General features: G+C 67.9%; 14 protein-coding genes. All 14 read right to left on the minus strand.

All coding sequences use genetic code 11. The annotated features are described in order from the left end of the window. Positions 1-167 (minus strand): DivIVA domain-containing protein (locus ON45_RS24085; RefSeq protein ID WP_148288648.1); only part of this gene is annotated, 167 nt, incomplete at its 3' end. Between the two features lie 21 nt (positions 168-188). Then, a complete protein-coding gene (locus ON45_RS23090) occupies positions 189-437 on the minus strand; it encodes a cell division protein SepF (RefSeq protein ID WP_158412368.1) in 249 nt (82 codons plus the stop codon). A gap of 409 nt (positions 438-846) precedes the next feature. Then, positions 847-1560: a YggS family pyridoxal phosphate-dependent enzyme gene (locus ON45_RS11410; RefSeq protein ID WP_051062925.1), complete on the minus strand. Its 714-nt coding sequence runs from the start codon at positions 1558-1560 to the stop codon at positions 847-849. Continuing rightward, entirely contained in the window at positions 1557-2261 is a 705-nt protein-coding gene (locus ON45_RS11415; protein ID WP_051062926.1) for a purine nucleoside phosphorylase YfiH/LACC1 family protein, read from the minus strand. The genes ON45_RS11410 and ON45_RS11415 overlap by 4 nt, the downstream gene beginning before the upstream one ends. A gap of 9 nt (positions 2262-2270) precedes the next feature. Continuing rightward, on the minus strand, positions 2271-3362 hold the full coding sequence (gene ftsZ / locus ON45_RS11420; RefSeq protein ID WP_040494008.1) for a cell division protein FtsZ: 1092 nt from the start codon (positions 3360-3362) through the stop codon (positions 2271-2273). Between the two features lie 177 nt (positions 3363-3539). Then, positions 3540-4808: a cell division protein FtsQ/DivIB gene (locus tag ON45_RS11425; protein ID WP_040493997.1), complete on the minus strand. Its 1269-nt coding sequence runs from the start codon at positions 4806-4808 to the stop codon at positions 3540-3542. Then, positions 4805-5794 carry a UDP-N-acetylmuramate dehydrogenase gene (gene murB / locus ON45_RS11430; protein ID WP_051062927.1) on the minus strand — a complete coding sequence of 330 codons (990 nt, stop codon included), beginning with the start codon at positions 5792-5794 and terminating at the stop codon, positions 4805-4807. The genes ON45_RS11425 and murB overlap by 4 nt, the downstream gene beginning before the upstream one ends. Further along, positions 5775-7181: a UDP-N-acetylmuramate--L-alanine ligase gene (murC, locus tag ON45_RS11435; protein WP_051062928.1), complete on the minus strand. Its 1407-nt coding sequence runs from the start codon at positions 7179-7181 to the stop codon at positions 5775-5777. The genes murB and murC overlap by 20 nt, the downstream gene beginning before the upstream one ends. Then, entirely contained in the window at positions 7178-8299 is a 1122-nt protein-coding gene (locus ON45_RS11440; RefSeq protein WP_277619172.1) for a UDP-N-acetylglucosamine--N-acetylmuramyl-(pentapeptide) pyrophosphoryl-undecaprenol N-acetylglucosamine transferase, read from the minus strand. The genes murC and ON45_RS11440 overlap by 4 nt, the downstream gene beginning before the upstream one ends. Further along, positions 8296-9636 carry an FtsW/RodA/SpoVE family cell cycle protein gene (locus ON45_RS11445; protein WP_051062929.1) on the minus strand — a complete coding sequence of 447 codons (1341 nt, stop codon included), beginning with the start codon at positions 9634-9636 and terminating at the stop codon, positions 8296-8298. The genes ON45_RS11440 and ON45_RS11445 overlap by 4 nt, the downstream gene beginning before the upstream one ends. Next, positions 9636-10961, minus strand: coding sequence for a UDP-N-acetylmuramoyl-L-alanine--D-glutamate ligase (gene murD / locus ON45_RS11450; protein ID WP_040494000.1), 1326 nt, complete (start codon positions 10959-10961; stop codon positions 9636-9638). The genes ON45_RS11445 and murD overlap by 1 nt, the downstream gene beginning before the upstream one ends. Continuing rightward, positions 10961-12007 (minus strand): phospho-N-acetylmuramoyl-pentapeptide-transferase, encoded by a 1047-nt coding sequence (gene mraY / locus ON45_RS11455; RefSeq protein WP_040494001.1) that lies wholly within the window; start codon positions 12005-12007, stop codon positions 10961-10963. Before mraY ends, murD begins: the two co-directional genes overlap by 1 nt. Continuing rightward, on the minus strand, positions 12004-13497 hold the full coding sequence (locus ON45_RS11460; protein ID WP_051062930.1) for a UDP-N-acetylmuramoyl-L-alanyl-D-glutamate--2,6-diaminopimelate ligase: 1494 nt from the start codon (positions 13495-13497) through the stop codon (positions 12004-12006). Before ON45_RS11460 ends, mraY begins: the two co-directional genes overlap by 4 nt. Further along, on the minus strand, positions 13494-15441 hold a 1948-nt coding region (locus ON45_RS11465; protein WP_206537689.1), incomplete at its 5' end, for a peptidoglycan D,D-transpeptidase FtsI family protein. The genes ON45_RS11465 and ON45_RS11460, both read right to left, overlap by 4 nt.

A 15441-nucleotide genomic window follows, 5' to 3' on the forward strand; every position in this document is an offset into this window, starting at 1 on the left:
CGGGCGACCGCGGCGCGAGCACGCGCCTCCATCGCGGTCGACTGGTTCTGGGCGCGTTCGAGCTCACTGGCGACGTCGTCGAGGAACTGCCGAACCTCGTCGGGGTCGAGACCGCGTTTGGCCGACTTGAACTCGGCGGTGCGTACCTGATGCGGGCTGATGTCCATGTGGTGCTCCAGTCTCTCTGGTCAGTCGCCGTAGTCGTCGTAGCCGCGCGAACGCGCCGGCGGAGGCTTCAGGAGGTAGACGCCCGTGGCGACCTTCTCCATCGTCCCGTCGAGCGCGTAGCAGATGCCACTGCCGAAGTCGATCAGGCGCCGTGCGACGTCGCGCTCGGTCCCTTCGAGGTTCATGATGACCGGTGTGCCGCTCTTGAAGGCGTCGGCCACCTCTTGTGCCTGGTCGAACCGGCGGGGTCGAACGGTATGTGGCTCCATGGCCCCTCCTGAAACGCTCCTGAGCTGTGGCTGGACCCCGGACGTCTCGTCCGGGGGCTGATGGTCGTGTGCGGTCGGGTCTGCGCGACCGTTCGACGGTGAGACGCCGTGGTCCCGGGGATTCTGGGCCTGGGGAGGCCGACGTGATGCGGCAGACGGATCGAAGTCACGCGACGGAAAGCTCGGACGTGGCGACACCGTTCGAACCGTTGGTTCCGGTTCCGGCTCCCACCCACCGCGCGGATCTCGCCTCTGTTGAGGCTCGGGTTCCCGCGGTGCGCGCTGCTGCCGGGCAGGTGGTTCCTGCCCGTAGTCATCGTCGTAATCGTCGTAGGCCTCGTCGGGACCAAGACCCAGGTAGTCCATGGTCTTCTTCCAGAGTGACATCTTTCCTCCTGAGCGCCGGAGGTTAGCCCGGTGCGTCCTCATCATGGTGGACAGGGCTGTGGGTAACCGCCCCCGGGCGGGCACCGAACAACGCGGATCCGACGCGGACATTCGTCGAACCGCACGCAACGGCCACGTCCACGTCCTGGGTCATTCCCATCGAGCACACACTCAAACCGAGATCGTCGACGAGTTCGCGCACGATGCGAAACCCGGGAGCGGCCGCTTCCGGGGGTTGATCGGTCGGTCCGATCGTCATCAGGCCGAGCACGTTCAGGCCGCGCTCGGTGCAGCGATCCAACAGCCCGGCGACGTCATCGGGAACACATCCGCTCTTCGAGTCCTCGCCCGTCGCGTTGACCTGGATCAGCACGTCGGCACCGGGCGCCCGCTTCGCGATCTCCTTCGCGATCGAGGGTCGATCGACCGTGCACCAGCGGTCGACGAGGTCGGCGATCTGGCGCACCTTGTTGGATTGGAGGTGCCCGATGAAGTCGACACGCGGCCGAGTCGTGAGCTCCTCGATCGCAGATCGCTTCGACAGGAGGTCCTGCGCGTAGTTCTCGCCGACCGCGGAACAACCGGCCGTCGTGGCGGCGGCGATCACGGACGGGTCGAACGCCTTGGTGACCGCCGTGATGTCGACCGGATGCGTCCACGGCCGTTCGACGGCATCGATCCGGGACCGCATGGCGGCAAGCGAAGCCGCGACCTGTTCGGCTGGGTGGTGATTCATCCGCCGATCACCGCCACAGTCGCGTGACGCCCTGGTTCATTGCGCACCCGGTGCGAGAACCACCGATCGTCACACCCGGTGCACGGCCCGACGGCGTCGAGTTCGATGTCATGATGCCGAAGCGCCGCCTGTACCGCTGCGGGGACGTCGAGCGCCCGCTCGCCCACCGACGTCGTGCCGGCGATCTCGGCATCGTGCGCGTGGACACCGGCAGCGACCGCGGCGAGGTCGTCGGCTCCGAACGCGTAGCAGCAGGGTCCGATCGAAGGACCGAGCACCGCTCCGACCACGTTCCCACCGGAGCGACGGACCGCACTCACGGCCACGTCGAGCACGCCGTCGGCGAGCCCGCGCCATCCGCCGTGCGCTCCGACGACCGTTCCGTCATCGGCGAGGAGGAAGACCGGCGCGCAGTCGGCGGTCCACACCGCGAGGTGGGTCGCCGGACGATCGGTCACCGCGACATCGCCCACCCCACGGGTCACCGCACCGTGGAGTGTGGTCGAGGCATCGACATCGACCAGGTCGATTCCGTGCACCTCGTCGAGCATCGTCCACCGCCGGCCGGTCGAGCGCAGTTGCCGGTCGAGCAGGTCCTCGGGCCGAACCCGATCCGGGTGGACATCACCGTCGGAACGGTCGGTCGCGACGATCTGGACGTCACGTCCGGCGACGGTGGTGGAATACAGCGGGGTCGGCACCCGCACCCCTCACTTGAGGAACGACGGTACGTCGAAGTCGTCGTCGTCGTCCGCGAGCGGGTCGGCGTCCTCGACGTCGCCGAACAGTTCGGTGATGCGCGTCGGCGACGTCCGCGGCTGGTCTTCGAGCGCCGCCACGGTCGGAGGCATGTCCGCACGATCGAATCCGGCCGAGATCACCGTGACGCGGACCTCGTCGCCCATCTCGTCGTCGACGACGGTACCGAAGATGATCAACGCGTCCTGGTGGGCCACACCGTGGATGATCTCGGCTGCCGCGTTCATCTCGAACAGACCCATGCTCGACGGGCCGGTGATGTTGAGCAGCACACCGCGTGCGCCGTCGATCGCCGATTCGAGCAGCGGGCTCGAGATCGCGGCCTTCGCCGCCGAGACGGCACGCTCGTCTCCACTCGCCTGTCCGATCCCCATGAGCGCGGTTCCCGCGTCCTTGAGCACGGCCTTCACGTCGGCGAAGTCGGTGTTGATGAGGCCGGGCGTCGTGATGAGACCGGTGATGCCGGAGACACCTTGGAGCAGCACTTCGTCGGCCATCTTGAACGCGTTGAGCACGCTGGTCTTGTCGTTGGCGACGGTGAGCAGGCGGTCGTTCGGGATGACGATGAGGGTGTCGACCTTCTCCTTCAGCTTCTGCACGCCGTTGTCGGCCTGGACCGAGCGGCGACGACCTTCGAAGGAGAACGGTCGGGTGACCACGCCGATCGTGAGCGCTCCCGCCTCACGGGAGATCTCGGCGATGACCGGGGCGGCGCCGGTACCGGTACCGCCGCCTTCACCTGCGGTGATGAACACCATGTCGGCGCCGCGCACCATCTCTTCGATCTCGTCGCGGTGCGACTCTGCGGCTTCGCGGCCGACCTCGGGATCGCTGCCCGCGCCGAGTCCGCGTGTGAGATCGCGGCCGATGTCGAGCTTGACATCGGCGTCACTCATGAGGAGCGCCTGGGCGTCGGTGTTGACGGCGATGAACTCAACGCCTTTCAATCCGGCGTCGATCATGCGGTTGACCGCGTTGACGCCGCCGCCACCGACGCCGATGACCTTGATCACAGCGAGATAGTTCTGCGGTGTGCCGACCATCAGTGGGTCCTCCATGCGCTCGCGTTCACCGCGGCATCGTTGTCGTTCGTATGTGTGATGAGTGCGTGCATCATGTTCTGTGCCCGGGACGCGGACTATTTGGCATTCTGCCAGGTCCGGCGTCGCCGCGCAGGGACGCTAGCCGCTTCGAGGTGCAGTTCCGCGACGTGAGCCGGCTCACTGATCGATCGTCTCGACCGTCGACACGTCGATCAAGGTCGTATCCGACCCGACTACGTCGTCGAGGCGGCGTTGCAGACGAACGAGGCGTTCGATCTGATCGCTGTCGCTGACGGCGTCGCCGAGGCGAGCCTCGATCTCCGGTCCGGGCTCGTTCGACAGGGTGAGTCGCAGGTCGGTCCCGTCCGGCACGACCGACATCGAGATCAGCCGAGAGCGGATCTCGGGGGTCAGCTTGGTGACCATCGCTGCGGCCGCCGAGTAGCCGACGTCGGCGAACTGGCCGGCTTCCTGATCGAGCGTGGCCGTCCCCTCGATGACGACGAATTCGATCGGTTGGCCGTCGATCACGTCGAGGACGCGCCCGTCGCGATCCAGGATCCGGAAACGGCCGTCCACACCTTGCGCCGTGGCGACGGGGACGCGCTCGAGGATCTCGATCGTCGCCGAGCTCGGGAAGTCGGTCCGGACCCGGGCCGCCTCGATGTACGGAATCTCCTCGAGTCGTTCCTCGGCTGCTTCGACGTCGACGAGCAACACCGGTTCACCGACGAGATCGTCGACGACCGCCTCGACGGCGTCGGGGTCCGCACGACGGAGTCCGGTCACATCGACCTCGTCCACGGCGAACAGCGACGAGCCGAGCACCGCGAGGCCGCCGATCACCACGAACAGGACGCCACCGACGATCGCGGCCCACTTGAGACGCCTCCGACCCGCGGCACGACGGACACCGATCCGACGCTGGCGCAGGCGGGGCTCCACCCCACGACTCGTCGCATCCTTCGGGGCGATCGCATCGCCCTCACCGTCATCGTCGATGAAGACCGGCGCCGAGTCCGAACCCGAACCGGCTTCCAGCTCATCGTCGAGATACACCGCGTCCGGCAGCTCGTCGTCGCCACCGATGGCGATGGTGGTCGGACCGGCTCCGCGCATGGTGGGTTCCGTGTCGGCGTCCTCGGGATCGACCTTCTCGTCGTCGTCCGCCGACGCCGAACCTCCGCCCGAGACCGCCCCGAGCAGCGGATCGGACTGTGGGGTGTTCCACGGGTGCGCGTCCGCGTTCTCGCCGGCGTCACCCGGATCGTCCTCGTCGCCGGCGAACGCTTCGGACAGCTCCGCGAGCACGTCGTGGTCGTCGCCGTCGCCCGTTCCCGAGTCCACGGGCTCCTTCCTGACGAGCTTCACGTCGGAGAACTCGGGCGTCGTCACGTTCGTCTCATCGGACGCTTCGTCACGTTTCCGTTTCCACCAGCGACTCATCCGGCCGCTCCCGATCGAGGCGCGACATCGGCCACGGTCCCGCCGTGGGGCTCGGACCGTCGATCGAAACCGATCAGCCGGATCTCGCTGCGCAATTCGTAGCCGGTTGCCTCGGCGACGCGCTCGCGCACGATCTGCATCAGCCGATGAACGTCATCAGCAGAACCGCCGGGATCCGCTTGGATGAAGTTCGCGTGCTTGTCGGACACGAATGCCGTGCCCACCCGGAATCCCCGCAGGCCGACCTCGTCGATCAGTTTGCCCGCGCTCAGCTCGTGCGGGATCGGGTTGACGAACACCGAGCCGGCGTTCTGCCCACCAGGCTGGTTCGCGCGTCGCCAGGCGACGATCTCACCAAGCTCCCGACGCGCCGCTTCCCCGTCGCCACTGGCGAGTTGCAGGCGCGCCGACACGACGATCGCCGTCGACGGCAAGGCGCTCCCGCGGAATCGCAACCCGAGTTGGTCTGCGGGGATGTCGACCTCGCTCGAGGCCGCGAGGTCGAACACCGTCACGTCGATCAGTGATTCAGCGATGTCGGAACCGTGACCGCCGGCGTTCATCCGCACGGCGCCACCGATCGACCCCGGGACACCGACCGCCCACTCGAATCCGGTCAACCCGGCCGACGCGACGCGGCGGGCGAGCACCGGGAGCGCGACGGCACTGCCCGCACGGACGATCGATCGATCGTGGTCGATCTCGATCTCGGTCGCCAGGTCGGCGAGCGACACCGCGATGCCGCCGAATCCGCGGTCGGCGACCAGGAGGTTCGAGCCACGCCCGACGACGAGCACCGAGAGACCGCTGGCCGCGTGCGCCGCGGCCACGAGGTGGAGTTGCGCCGGTGACGTGACCTCGACGAAGACGTCAGCCGGCCCACCGACCTTGTAGGTCGTCAGCGGAGCCAGCGGCACGTCGCGCCGTGCGAGGTCACCGAGCTCGTCGATGGCCCGCTCGACCGCATCAGGAGGAGCGACGGGCATCGAGCACCTCGGAGGGGAGCGTCGCGATGTCGCCACAGCCCATCGAGACGACGATGTCACCGTCTCGCGCTTCCTTCGCGACGAAGGCGACGAGGTCGTCGCGCTTGGGCAGCCAGACGACACGTTTCGTGGGGTCGGCCTCGGTGACGGCGTTGACGATCAACTTGCCGGTGACCCCCGGGATCGGCGTGGTCCCCGACCCGAAGATGTCAGTCAACACGACGAGATCCGCTTCGGCGAACGCACCGCCGTACTGGTCCCAGATCTCGGCGATCCGGTTGTACCGGTTCGGCTGGAACACCGCCACCACGCGCTTCCATGCCTCGCCGCTGTGGCGGGTCGCCGCGAGGACCGCGGCGATCTCGGACGGGAGATGGGCGTAGTCGTCGACGAAGGTGGCGCCACCGTCGATGCCGCGGACGTCGAACCGTCGAGCCACGCCGCCGAACTTGGCCAGCGCCGTGCGAATGTCCTCGAACGACACGCCGAGCTCGAGCGCCATCGCGATCGCCCCTGTCGCGTTCACGACGTTGTGGATCCCTCGCATCGGCAGCTCGATCGTGCCGATCGTGTCGCCACGGCGTTCCACACCGAACACGAACGCACCGTTCGCGGCGCGCACGTCGACCGCGCGCACATCGACGCCCTCGCTGCGGCCGTAGGTGACCGAGTCGTGCGCAGCAGCCAGCCGCGCGGCCACGACGTCATCGCCGCAGACGACCTTCGGTCCGGGCGTCTGTGCCAGGTACGTCTCGAAGCTCTCCACGATCGCTTCGAAGGAGCCGTAGTGGTCCAGGTGGTCGACCTCGACGTTGGTGAGGATCGTCCCGTACAGCGGAAGCTCCAGGTGGGTCCCGTCGCTCTCGTCGGCTTCGACGATCAGGTACTCCGACCCGGTCCACTGAGCGCCGGTTCCGAGGTCGGTGACATCGCCACCGATGATGAAGCTCGGACGGAGGCCGCCCTCGGCCAGCATCAGCATCAGCATCGAGGTCGTGGTGGTCTTGCCGTGCGTTCCGGCGACGGCGATCGACTTCGCCGTCGCGCAGATCGAGGCGAGCATCCCGGCCCGTCGGAGCACCGCGATGCCCTCGGTGCGCGCTTCGTCGAGCTCGATGTTGGTCGGGGGAATCGCGGTCGACGCGGTGACCGCATCGACGCCGTGGACGACCGCTCGGTCGTGACCGATGTGGACCGTCGCTTCCGCTGCGCGGACCCGCTCCAACACCGGGTGTTCGCGCAGGTCGCTCCCCGAGACGTCGTGGCCCATCTGGGCGAGCGCGATCGCGATCGCGCTCATGCCGGGACCGCCGACACCGACCACGTGGAGCCGGTGTGGGGTCGACAGGTCGAGCGGAGCCTCGGGGACGGGGAGCTGTTCGGTCATCGCCCCGAAGATGCTAGGGCGACCTGCTCGATCAACTCGGCCAAGGCACCGGATCGATGGATCTCGCCACGGGCGTACGCGGCGGTCGACAGCGCCTCACGCGCCTCGTCATCGGAGCGGAGCCGTTCGATCGTGTCGGCGAGATGGTGCGGCTGAGCCAGTTCCGCTTCGGTCATGGCCACGGCTCCTCCGGCATCGGCGAGCCAGCGCACGTTCTCGGTCTGGTGATCATCGGCGGCATCGGCCCACGGGACCAGGATCGCGGCGATCCCCGTGGTCGCCACCTCGTGGACGGTGCTCGCGCCGCCGCGCCCGATCAGCAGATCCGCGGCCGCGTAGATCGCGGGCATGTCCGACTCGTAGCCGACGACCTGGTGGAGAATGCCCTGGTCGCCGATGGGATGCACTTCCTCGACATCGGCGACGAACCGCTCCCCTGCCACCTGCCGGATCGCGAGCCCCGCGTCATCGCGATGCTCGCCGGCGTACTCGGCGATGGCTCCGTTCAACACGCCCGAGCCCAGCGAACCTCCCATCACCGCGACGAGGAACCGTTCATCAGGGACACCGAGGTGTGCTCGAGCGTTCGCTCGATCGCGCGTCCGATCGAGGGTCACCAGGTCGTGACGGACCGGCGCCCCGGTCACGGTTGCGTTCGGCAGCGGTGAGTTCTCGAAGGCGACGGCGCAGGCGGCGGCCGACCGCGCCGACAGCTGGCTCGCACGCCCCGGCACGAAGTCGTACGACACGACCACGATCGGGATTCCCAGCGAACGTGCCGCGAGCACGGCCGGCATGCTCGCGTATCCGCCGACGCTGACGACGACCTCCGGTTGCAGACGTCGCAGCAGCGCTCTGGCGTCGCGGCGGGCCCGGACCAGCTTGGGAAGGAACGCGAGGTTCCTGCGGGTCAGCGCGCGTTGGAAGCCGACGACGTCGAAGAACGTGTGCGGGTAGGGCGTGTCGGGAAGGAGACGGGTCTCGATCCCCCGTGTGCAGCCGACGTAGTGGACCTCACCAGCCGCATGGCCGACGGTCACGAGTGCATCGGCGACCGCAAGCGCGGGCAGGACGTGGCCCGCCGTTCCGCCGCCGGTGACGACAGCGAACGTGCTCAGGGGGTCCTCCGACGACTCACGGACCGTTTGGTCGACGGCGCGCGTGCCGGTGGACGCGTCGGCGCCGGTTCACCGACGCGGCGGGCGACGCTGAGCAGCAGTCCGGCAGCGAGCATCGAGACGAACAACGAGGTACCTCCGGCCGAGAAGAACGGCAGCGTCAGTCCGGTGACCGGCATCAACCCGGTCACACCACCGAGGTTCACGATGGCCTGGACACCGAACCACGACGCCACGCCGCCGGCGACCAGCATCCCGAACCGATCGGTGCAGGCGAGCGCCGTCTGGATCCCGAAGCCGACGAGGAGGACGAACCCACCGATGACCGCGGCTGCCCCGAGCAGTCCGAGCTCGTCGGCGATGATCGCGAAGATGAAGTCGCTGTGCGCGTACGGCAGGTAGCCGAGCTTGGTGTTGCTCCCACCGATACCCGAGCCGCTGATCCCACCCGACGCCATGCTCACGAACCCCTGGTAGGTCTGCCACGCGAGGTGGTCCTTGTTCCCGGTGACGTCGAGGAACGCCGTGAACCGGTCGATCCTGGTCTGGCTCGACATCACGAAGAACACCCCGGCCGCCGTCGACACCGAACCCATCAGCGCGAGCGGCGCGAACGGCACGCCGGCGATCCACCCGATCGAGAACACGATCGCACCGAGCACGATCGCCGAGCCGAGGTCGCCCTGGGCGAGGCACAGGCCGGCACCGATCGCGCCGATCAACGCCAGCGGCAGCAGTGTGCGTCGGCGGTGGTTCATCAGCGACGCGCGCCGGGTCAGGAGGTCGGCGGTCGCGATCACGACGACGACCTTGAGGAACTCCGACGGCTGGACGCTCAGCGGGCCGATCCGAACCCACGCCCGAGCGCCGTTCACGGTGCCGCCGATTCCCGGCACCAGCGGAACCAGCATCGCCAGCATCGCCAGGAAGACGAGCGGTAACGAGAAGCGCCGCCACACGTCGAAGGGAATGCGAGCGAGCAGGACCATTCCGACGAGTCCGATCGCCGCCCAGGTCGCCTGTCGGAGGAACACGCCGTAGGGCGAGTTCCCGAGGTTTGCCTCCGTGTACGCCGACGCGGAGAGCACCATCACGAGGCCGAGCATCACGAAGACGACGACGACGGCAACGATTCCGTACCACACGCCACTCGGAGGGCCGAGCGGCGGGCGCACGACCGGCGTCGCCCGCGCCGGACGCAGCCAGTGCAGGATTCCGACCGTGCGGCGGGGTGGTCGGGGTCGCTGACGACGTTCGGCTCGCGGCATCGGCCGCTCGCCGGTCATCCGTTCGATCGTCGCGCGACGCCGGTCCTGAACGGACGTGGCGGTAGCCATCAGTGGCCTCCTCGGGTGGGTGCGAGCTCGCGGAAATGGTCGCCACGCGCTTCGAACGAGCGGTACTGGTCGAGGCTGGCGCAGCCCGGCGACAGCAGCACGGTGTCGCCCGGAACCGCGAGCGAAGCGGCGCGCTCGACCGCCTCGGGCAGGAACTCGGTCGTCTCGACGGTCGGGACCCCGGCGAACACCTGCGCCACCGCTTCGCGGGTCTCACCGATCGCGACGACCGCCTTCACGTGATCACGATCGACCGCCATCTCCGCGAGGTCGACGTACTTGTCCTTGCCACCGGCGATCAGCACGATGTCGTCGAACGCCCGGATCGCCACGGCCGCCGCGTGCGGAGTGGTCGCCTTCGAATCGTTGTACCACTCCACGCCGTCGTGGGTGCCGAGCAGTTCGAGTCGGTGAGGCGGACCGGTGAACTCACCGAGTGCCCGTTCGATCGCCGAGGTGTCGGCCAGCCCGGATTCGAGCACGAGCGCCGACGCCGCGAGAGCGTTCGTGATGTCGTGCGGCAGACTCCGTCGCATCGACGCGATCGGCGCGATCGGGCCGTGCGGTCCGACCAGTTGACCGTCGGCGACGTGGTAGTCACCGTCGGTCCCGAACGTCACGTGACGGCCCGGCGCACACTTCAACCGCTCCAGCACGATCGGTGCGCCCGTGAAGGCGATCGCGGCGTCGGCGGCGTGCTGTGCCGACCAGATGCGCTCCTTGGCGGAGGAGTAGGTGTCCATGGTGGCGTGCCAGTTGAGATGGTCGGGAGCGAGGTTCAGCCACGCTGCAGCGGCACAGCGGAAATCCCGCGTCCACGCGAGTCGGAAGCTGGTGCACTCGACCACGAATGCGTCGCGGTCGAGCTCGATCGCATCGACGAGTGGCGTGTCGGTGTTTCCGGCATCCACGGTGGACAGCCCGGCGGCCCGCAGCATCGCGACGGTCATCAGTGTCGTCGTCGTCTTCCCGTCGGTCCCGGTGACGGCGACCATCGGCCTCGGTCCGCCCTCGCGTTCCTGCTCCCAGCGGTAGGCCAGTTCGATCTCCGACACGATCTCGGTTCCGGTCGCACGGGCCGCGTCGATCACCCGATGCGTTTCCGGGACACCCGGCGACGGGCAGAGCAGATCGCACCTCGACAACAGCTCACGCAGGCGTTCCTCGTCGGGTGCCTCGATCAACTCGACACCGAGATCCTCCGCCAGCGCCACGCGCTCCGGTCCGACCACGTCGTCGCCGACGACCACCTCGTACCCGTGACGCAAGAGCGCACGTGCCGTCGCCGCTCCGGCGACAGCGAGTCCGTACACCAGCGAGCGCATCACAAGGAGAGGCTCGAGAAGTCGGCGATGAAGACTCCGACGCCCACACCGGTCGCGATCGCGGCGATCAGCCAGAAGCGGATGATGACGGTCGTCTCGGGCCAACCGACCAGTTCGAAGTGATGGTGGATCGGCGACATCCGGAACAGACGCCGCGTCCGCCCCGAGAGCTTGAACACGCCCATCTGGATGGCCACCGAACCGGCCTCCATCACGTTGATCGCGCAGAACAGCAGGATCAGCAGGCTGGTGTTGGTCGTCAACGCCAGGAACGCGAGAGCGGCTCCGATCCCGAGCGCACCCACGTCACCCATGAAGATCCGAGCCGGCGCGGCGTTCCACCAGAGGAACCCGAGACAGCCACCTGCGAACGCGGCGGCGAACACTCCGAGGTCGAGCGGGTTGACCACCGATGGGTACAGCGAACCGTTGCGGAACACGAGGTAGGAGATGATCACGTAGGCGCCGAAACCCATCAGCGCGGATCCGGCCGCGAGGCCGTCCAGTCCATCGGTGACGTTCACCGCGTTCGTGGTCGCCCAGATGATCACTCCGGCCCAGAGGATCCAGAGGAAGGTCGGGATCTCGACGCCGAACTCCTCGGCGCGGGTCACCGAGATCGTCTCGGAGATCCCGGTTCCGACGACGAGCCACCAGGCCATCCCGAAGCTCGCGAGCATCGTGATGTAGTTCTTCTGTTTCCAGAAGATGCCGCGGTTGTGCCGCTTGAGGACCTTGATGAAGTCGTCGAGGAAGCCCATCGCCGACATGAACAGGACGCCGACCCACATGATCATCGACTGCGTCGCGAACGGGAAGTCGGGGCGCACGTGGGCGACGAGCCAACCGAGGAGCGCTGCCCCGACGATCGCGATCCCGCCCATCGTCGGTGTGCCCTGCTTCGCCATGTGGTGGTCGGGACCGAGGTCCTCCTTGCCCAGGATCGGTTGACCCTGGCCGCGGTTGCTGAAGAAGGTGATCAGCGCACGCGTGCCGAACAGCGAGGCGATCGTCGAGACGGCGGCAGCGAGGAGGATGGAGATCACGGGGTGTCCTTCGGTTCGTCGTGGACGATGTCGTTCAGTTCCTCGGAGACGATGCGCCGGTCGTCGAATTCGATCGTCTCCGACCCGAGGTCCTGCGTGGTTTCGTGGCCCTTGCCGGCGATGACCACGACGTCGCCGGACTCGGCAACGGTGAGTGCGTGGTGGATCGCGCGGCGCCGATCGGTGATCGGGAGCACGCGGGCACGGTACTCGTCGGGGACGCCGCTCAACACGTCGCCGATGATCTCGTCCGGATCCTCACCACGCGGGTTGTCGGACGTTGCGATCGCCACGTCGGCGAGCCGGGCCGCGATCGCACCCATCAGCGGGCGCTTCTCGCGATCTCGCCGACCGGCGCACCCGAAGACGGCGATCGTCCGGCGCTCGGCGATCTCGCTCGCGTCGGCGAGCACCCGCTCGAGTCCGTCGGGTGTGTGGGCGTAGTCGACGACGACCGAGAAGCCGCGCCGGATCGTCTCGGGGGTCTCCACCAGTTCGAACCGTCCGGGTACCGATCCGAACTCCTCCAGGCCCACGAGCGCCGCATCCATGTCGACATCGAGTTCGTCGATGATCGACAGCGCCATCTGCGAGTTGAGCACGTTGAAGCCGCCTCCCAACGCGACGTGAACGTCGCGGTCGCGCCAGCGGTAGTCGTGCGCAGCGACCCCGACCTCGACGTCGCGGAGATCGGTGGAATCGATCGTCACGACACGCATCTCTTCGGCGCCGGTTCGATCGGAAAGTGTGTCGGCCAGCAGGCTGCCGTGTGCATCGTCGACGTTGATCACCGCGACCGGTGCGAACGTCGAGGTGAAGAGCGCCGACTTCGCTCGGAAGTACGCCTCCGGCGAGCCGTGCAGATCGAGATGGTCGTGACCGAAGTTCGTGAACGCCACCACGTCGAACCCGGTTCCGTCGATGCGATGGAGCGCCAGCGCGTGCGACGACACCTCCATGACGACCGCGGTCTTCCCCTCGTCGACGAAACGCGAGAGCGTCGAATGGAGATCCGGGGCCTCCGGCGTGGTGCGCGGTCCGTGCAAGGTGCCGATGATTCCGGTCGGATGACCCGCGGCTTCCAGCAGCGCGTGGAGCAGCTGCGCGGTCGTCGTCTTCCCGTTGGTTCCGGTGATCCCGATCGTGATGAGGCGCTCGGACGGGTCGCCCCACGCAGCCGCCGAAGCGGGACCCACCGCGACCCGGGTGTCGTCGACGACGATCTGAGGGATCGTCTCGAGTTGGGGTACTTCGTGATCGACGAGCAGCGCCACCGCTCCGTCGGCCACCGCACCCTCCGCGAACTCGTGCCCGTCGAACGACTCACCGCGCAGGCACGCGAAGACCTGCCCCGATTCGACCGCACGGGAATCGTGGGTGATGCCGGCGACCCTCGTCGCGCCGACACCGACGACGCGCGCCTCGATGTCGCTCGCACGCAAGCGTTCGGCGATCACATCGACGGTCACCGTGCCCGAGGGAGCGATCACGGCTCTTCACATCCCACGTCCGTTGCCGATGGCTGGATCTCGAGCTCGTGAATGATCGTCGGAGTGAGGTCGGCGAACACGGGAGCGGCGGCGGTGCCGCCGAAACGGTCGTCGGTTCCGGCCGCCGGCTCGTCGAGCGCCACCAGCACGGTCACCTCCGGGTCGTCGGCGGGATAGAACCCGGCGAAGCTCGAGTAGTAGATCCGGTTGCCGTTCTCGTCGTAGTAGGTGCCGTTGTCGGCGGCCTTGAAGGCGGTGCCGGTCTTGCCGGCGATCGCCAGTCCCTCGACCGCGGCCCGACTCGCGGTGCCGGAACAGACCACGTCTTCCATCATCGCGGCGGTCTGTCGAGCGGCCTCCTCGGAGACGACGCGACGGGTGGCGGCCGGCTCGACCGGTGTACTCGTGCCATCGGAGGCAACGGTCTCCCGAACGAGGCTCGGTGCCACGTACACGCCGTCGTTGGCGATGGTGTTGATCGCCGCGACCATCTGCAGTGGCGTGCTCGACATGCCCTGGCCGTACGCGACGGTGACCCGCTCGCTGCCCCACAGCTCGTCGAGCGGCTTGAACACGCCCGGCGATTCACCCGGGAAGTCGAGGTCGGTGACCTCGCCGAGCCCGAAATCGGTCATGTAGTCGTAGTGCACGGCTTCGCCCATCTCCTCCTGGATCCGGATGGTGCCGAGGTTCGACGACTCCACCAGGATGTCGTGGACCGACATCGCCTCCAGCCCGTGCGGGTGGGCATCGCGCAGGATGACGTCGTAGTACTCCTTCCAACCCGGGATCTGGAACGAGGTCTCCGGCGTCACCACACCTTCGTTGAGCGCACCGGCGACGGTGATCACCTTCGCAACCGACCCCGGCTCGTAGCTGTCGACCGCGACGAAGTTGCCGCTGGTCACGACCGGCAGCCCGGCGTCGTCGCGCCGGACGGAAGCATTGGCGTAGATCTCTCCGGTGTTCGAGTCCATCGCCACGATGAACCCGCCGCGGGCATTGATCTCGGTGACCCGATCGATGAGCACCTGCTCGGTCGCGAACTGGATCGATCGGTCGATCGTGAGCACCAGGTCGTCGCCGGCGACCGGCTTCTCCGAGTAGGTCTCCGAGCCAGGAACGGTGCGTCCACCCGGCGCGATCTCGCGGGTGACCGCACCTCCCGAACCGGTGAGGATGTCGTCGTACTGGAGCTCGAGGCCGGCGATTCCCTCCCCGTCGATGTTGGTCCGACCGAGCACCGTTTGGCCGGTGTCACCACCGGGCATCTCGCGGCGGGTCTCTGCGTCCACGTTGATGCCGGGTCGGTTGAGCGCGGCGATCTGGTCGCCGACGGCATCATCGACTTGGCGCTTCACGTACACGAAGCCGCGGTCTTTGGCCTCGACCTCGCCGAGCAGATCGTCGACCTGGTCGTCCGGGAGATCGAGCAGGTCATCGAGCAACTGGATCGTCGCCGGTCCGTTCTCGATCAGCTTCGGGTTGATCGAGATCGCCGCTGCGGGGACCGACATCGCGAGTTCGCTGCCGTTCCGGTCGAAGATCGTGCCGCGTTGTGCCACCACATCGGCGGTTCGCTCCCACTGCTCCGCGCCGGCGGAGCGAAGCGATTCGGCATCGGTCGTCTTGAGCATCACGACGCGCCCGACGATGACGACGAGCAGGAGGGAGAGCGCAGCGAGCGACGCGAGCAGACGTCGGCGAGGCTTGCCGGACTTCTGTTCGCGGGCGCGGATCTCGGGCCGTGGCGCGCTGATGCGGCGCCGCACCGCCTCATGTCGTTGAGCGCGAGTCTGTGGCCGGCGCTTGGTGCCGCGCGGCGGGGTGAGAGAGCGCCGACGTCCTTTGGCCGGTGCCTGACGACGCTTCTGCTTCGGTTGCGCGGGCTTGCCGGTGCGCTTCTTCGCGCGTTTCGGAGCCTGCTTCTGCGCCGCCTTGCCG

Source organism: Ilumatobacter nonamiensis YM16-303 (assembly GCF_000350145.1).
GTDB classification, from domain to species: domain Bacteria; phylum Actinomycetota; class Acidimicrobiia; order Acidimicrobiales; family Ilumatobacteraceae; genus Ilumatobacter_A; species Ilumatobacter_A nonamiensis.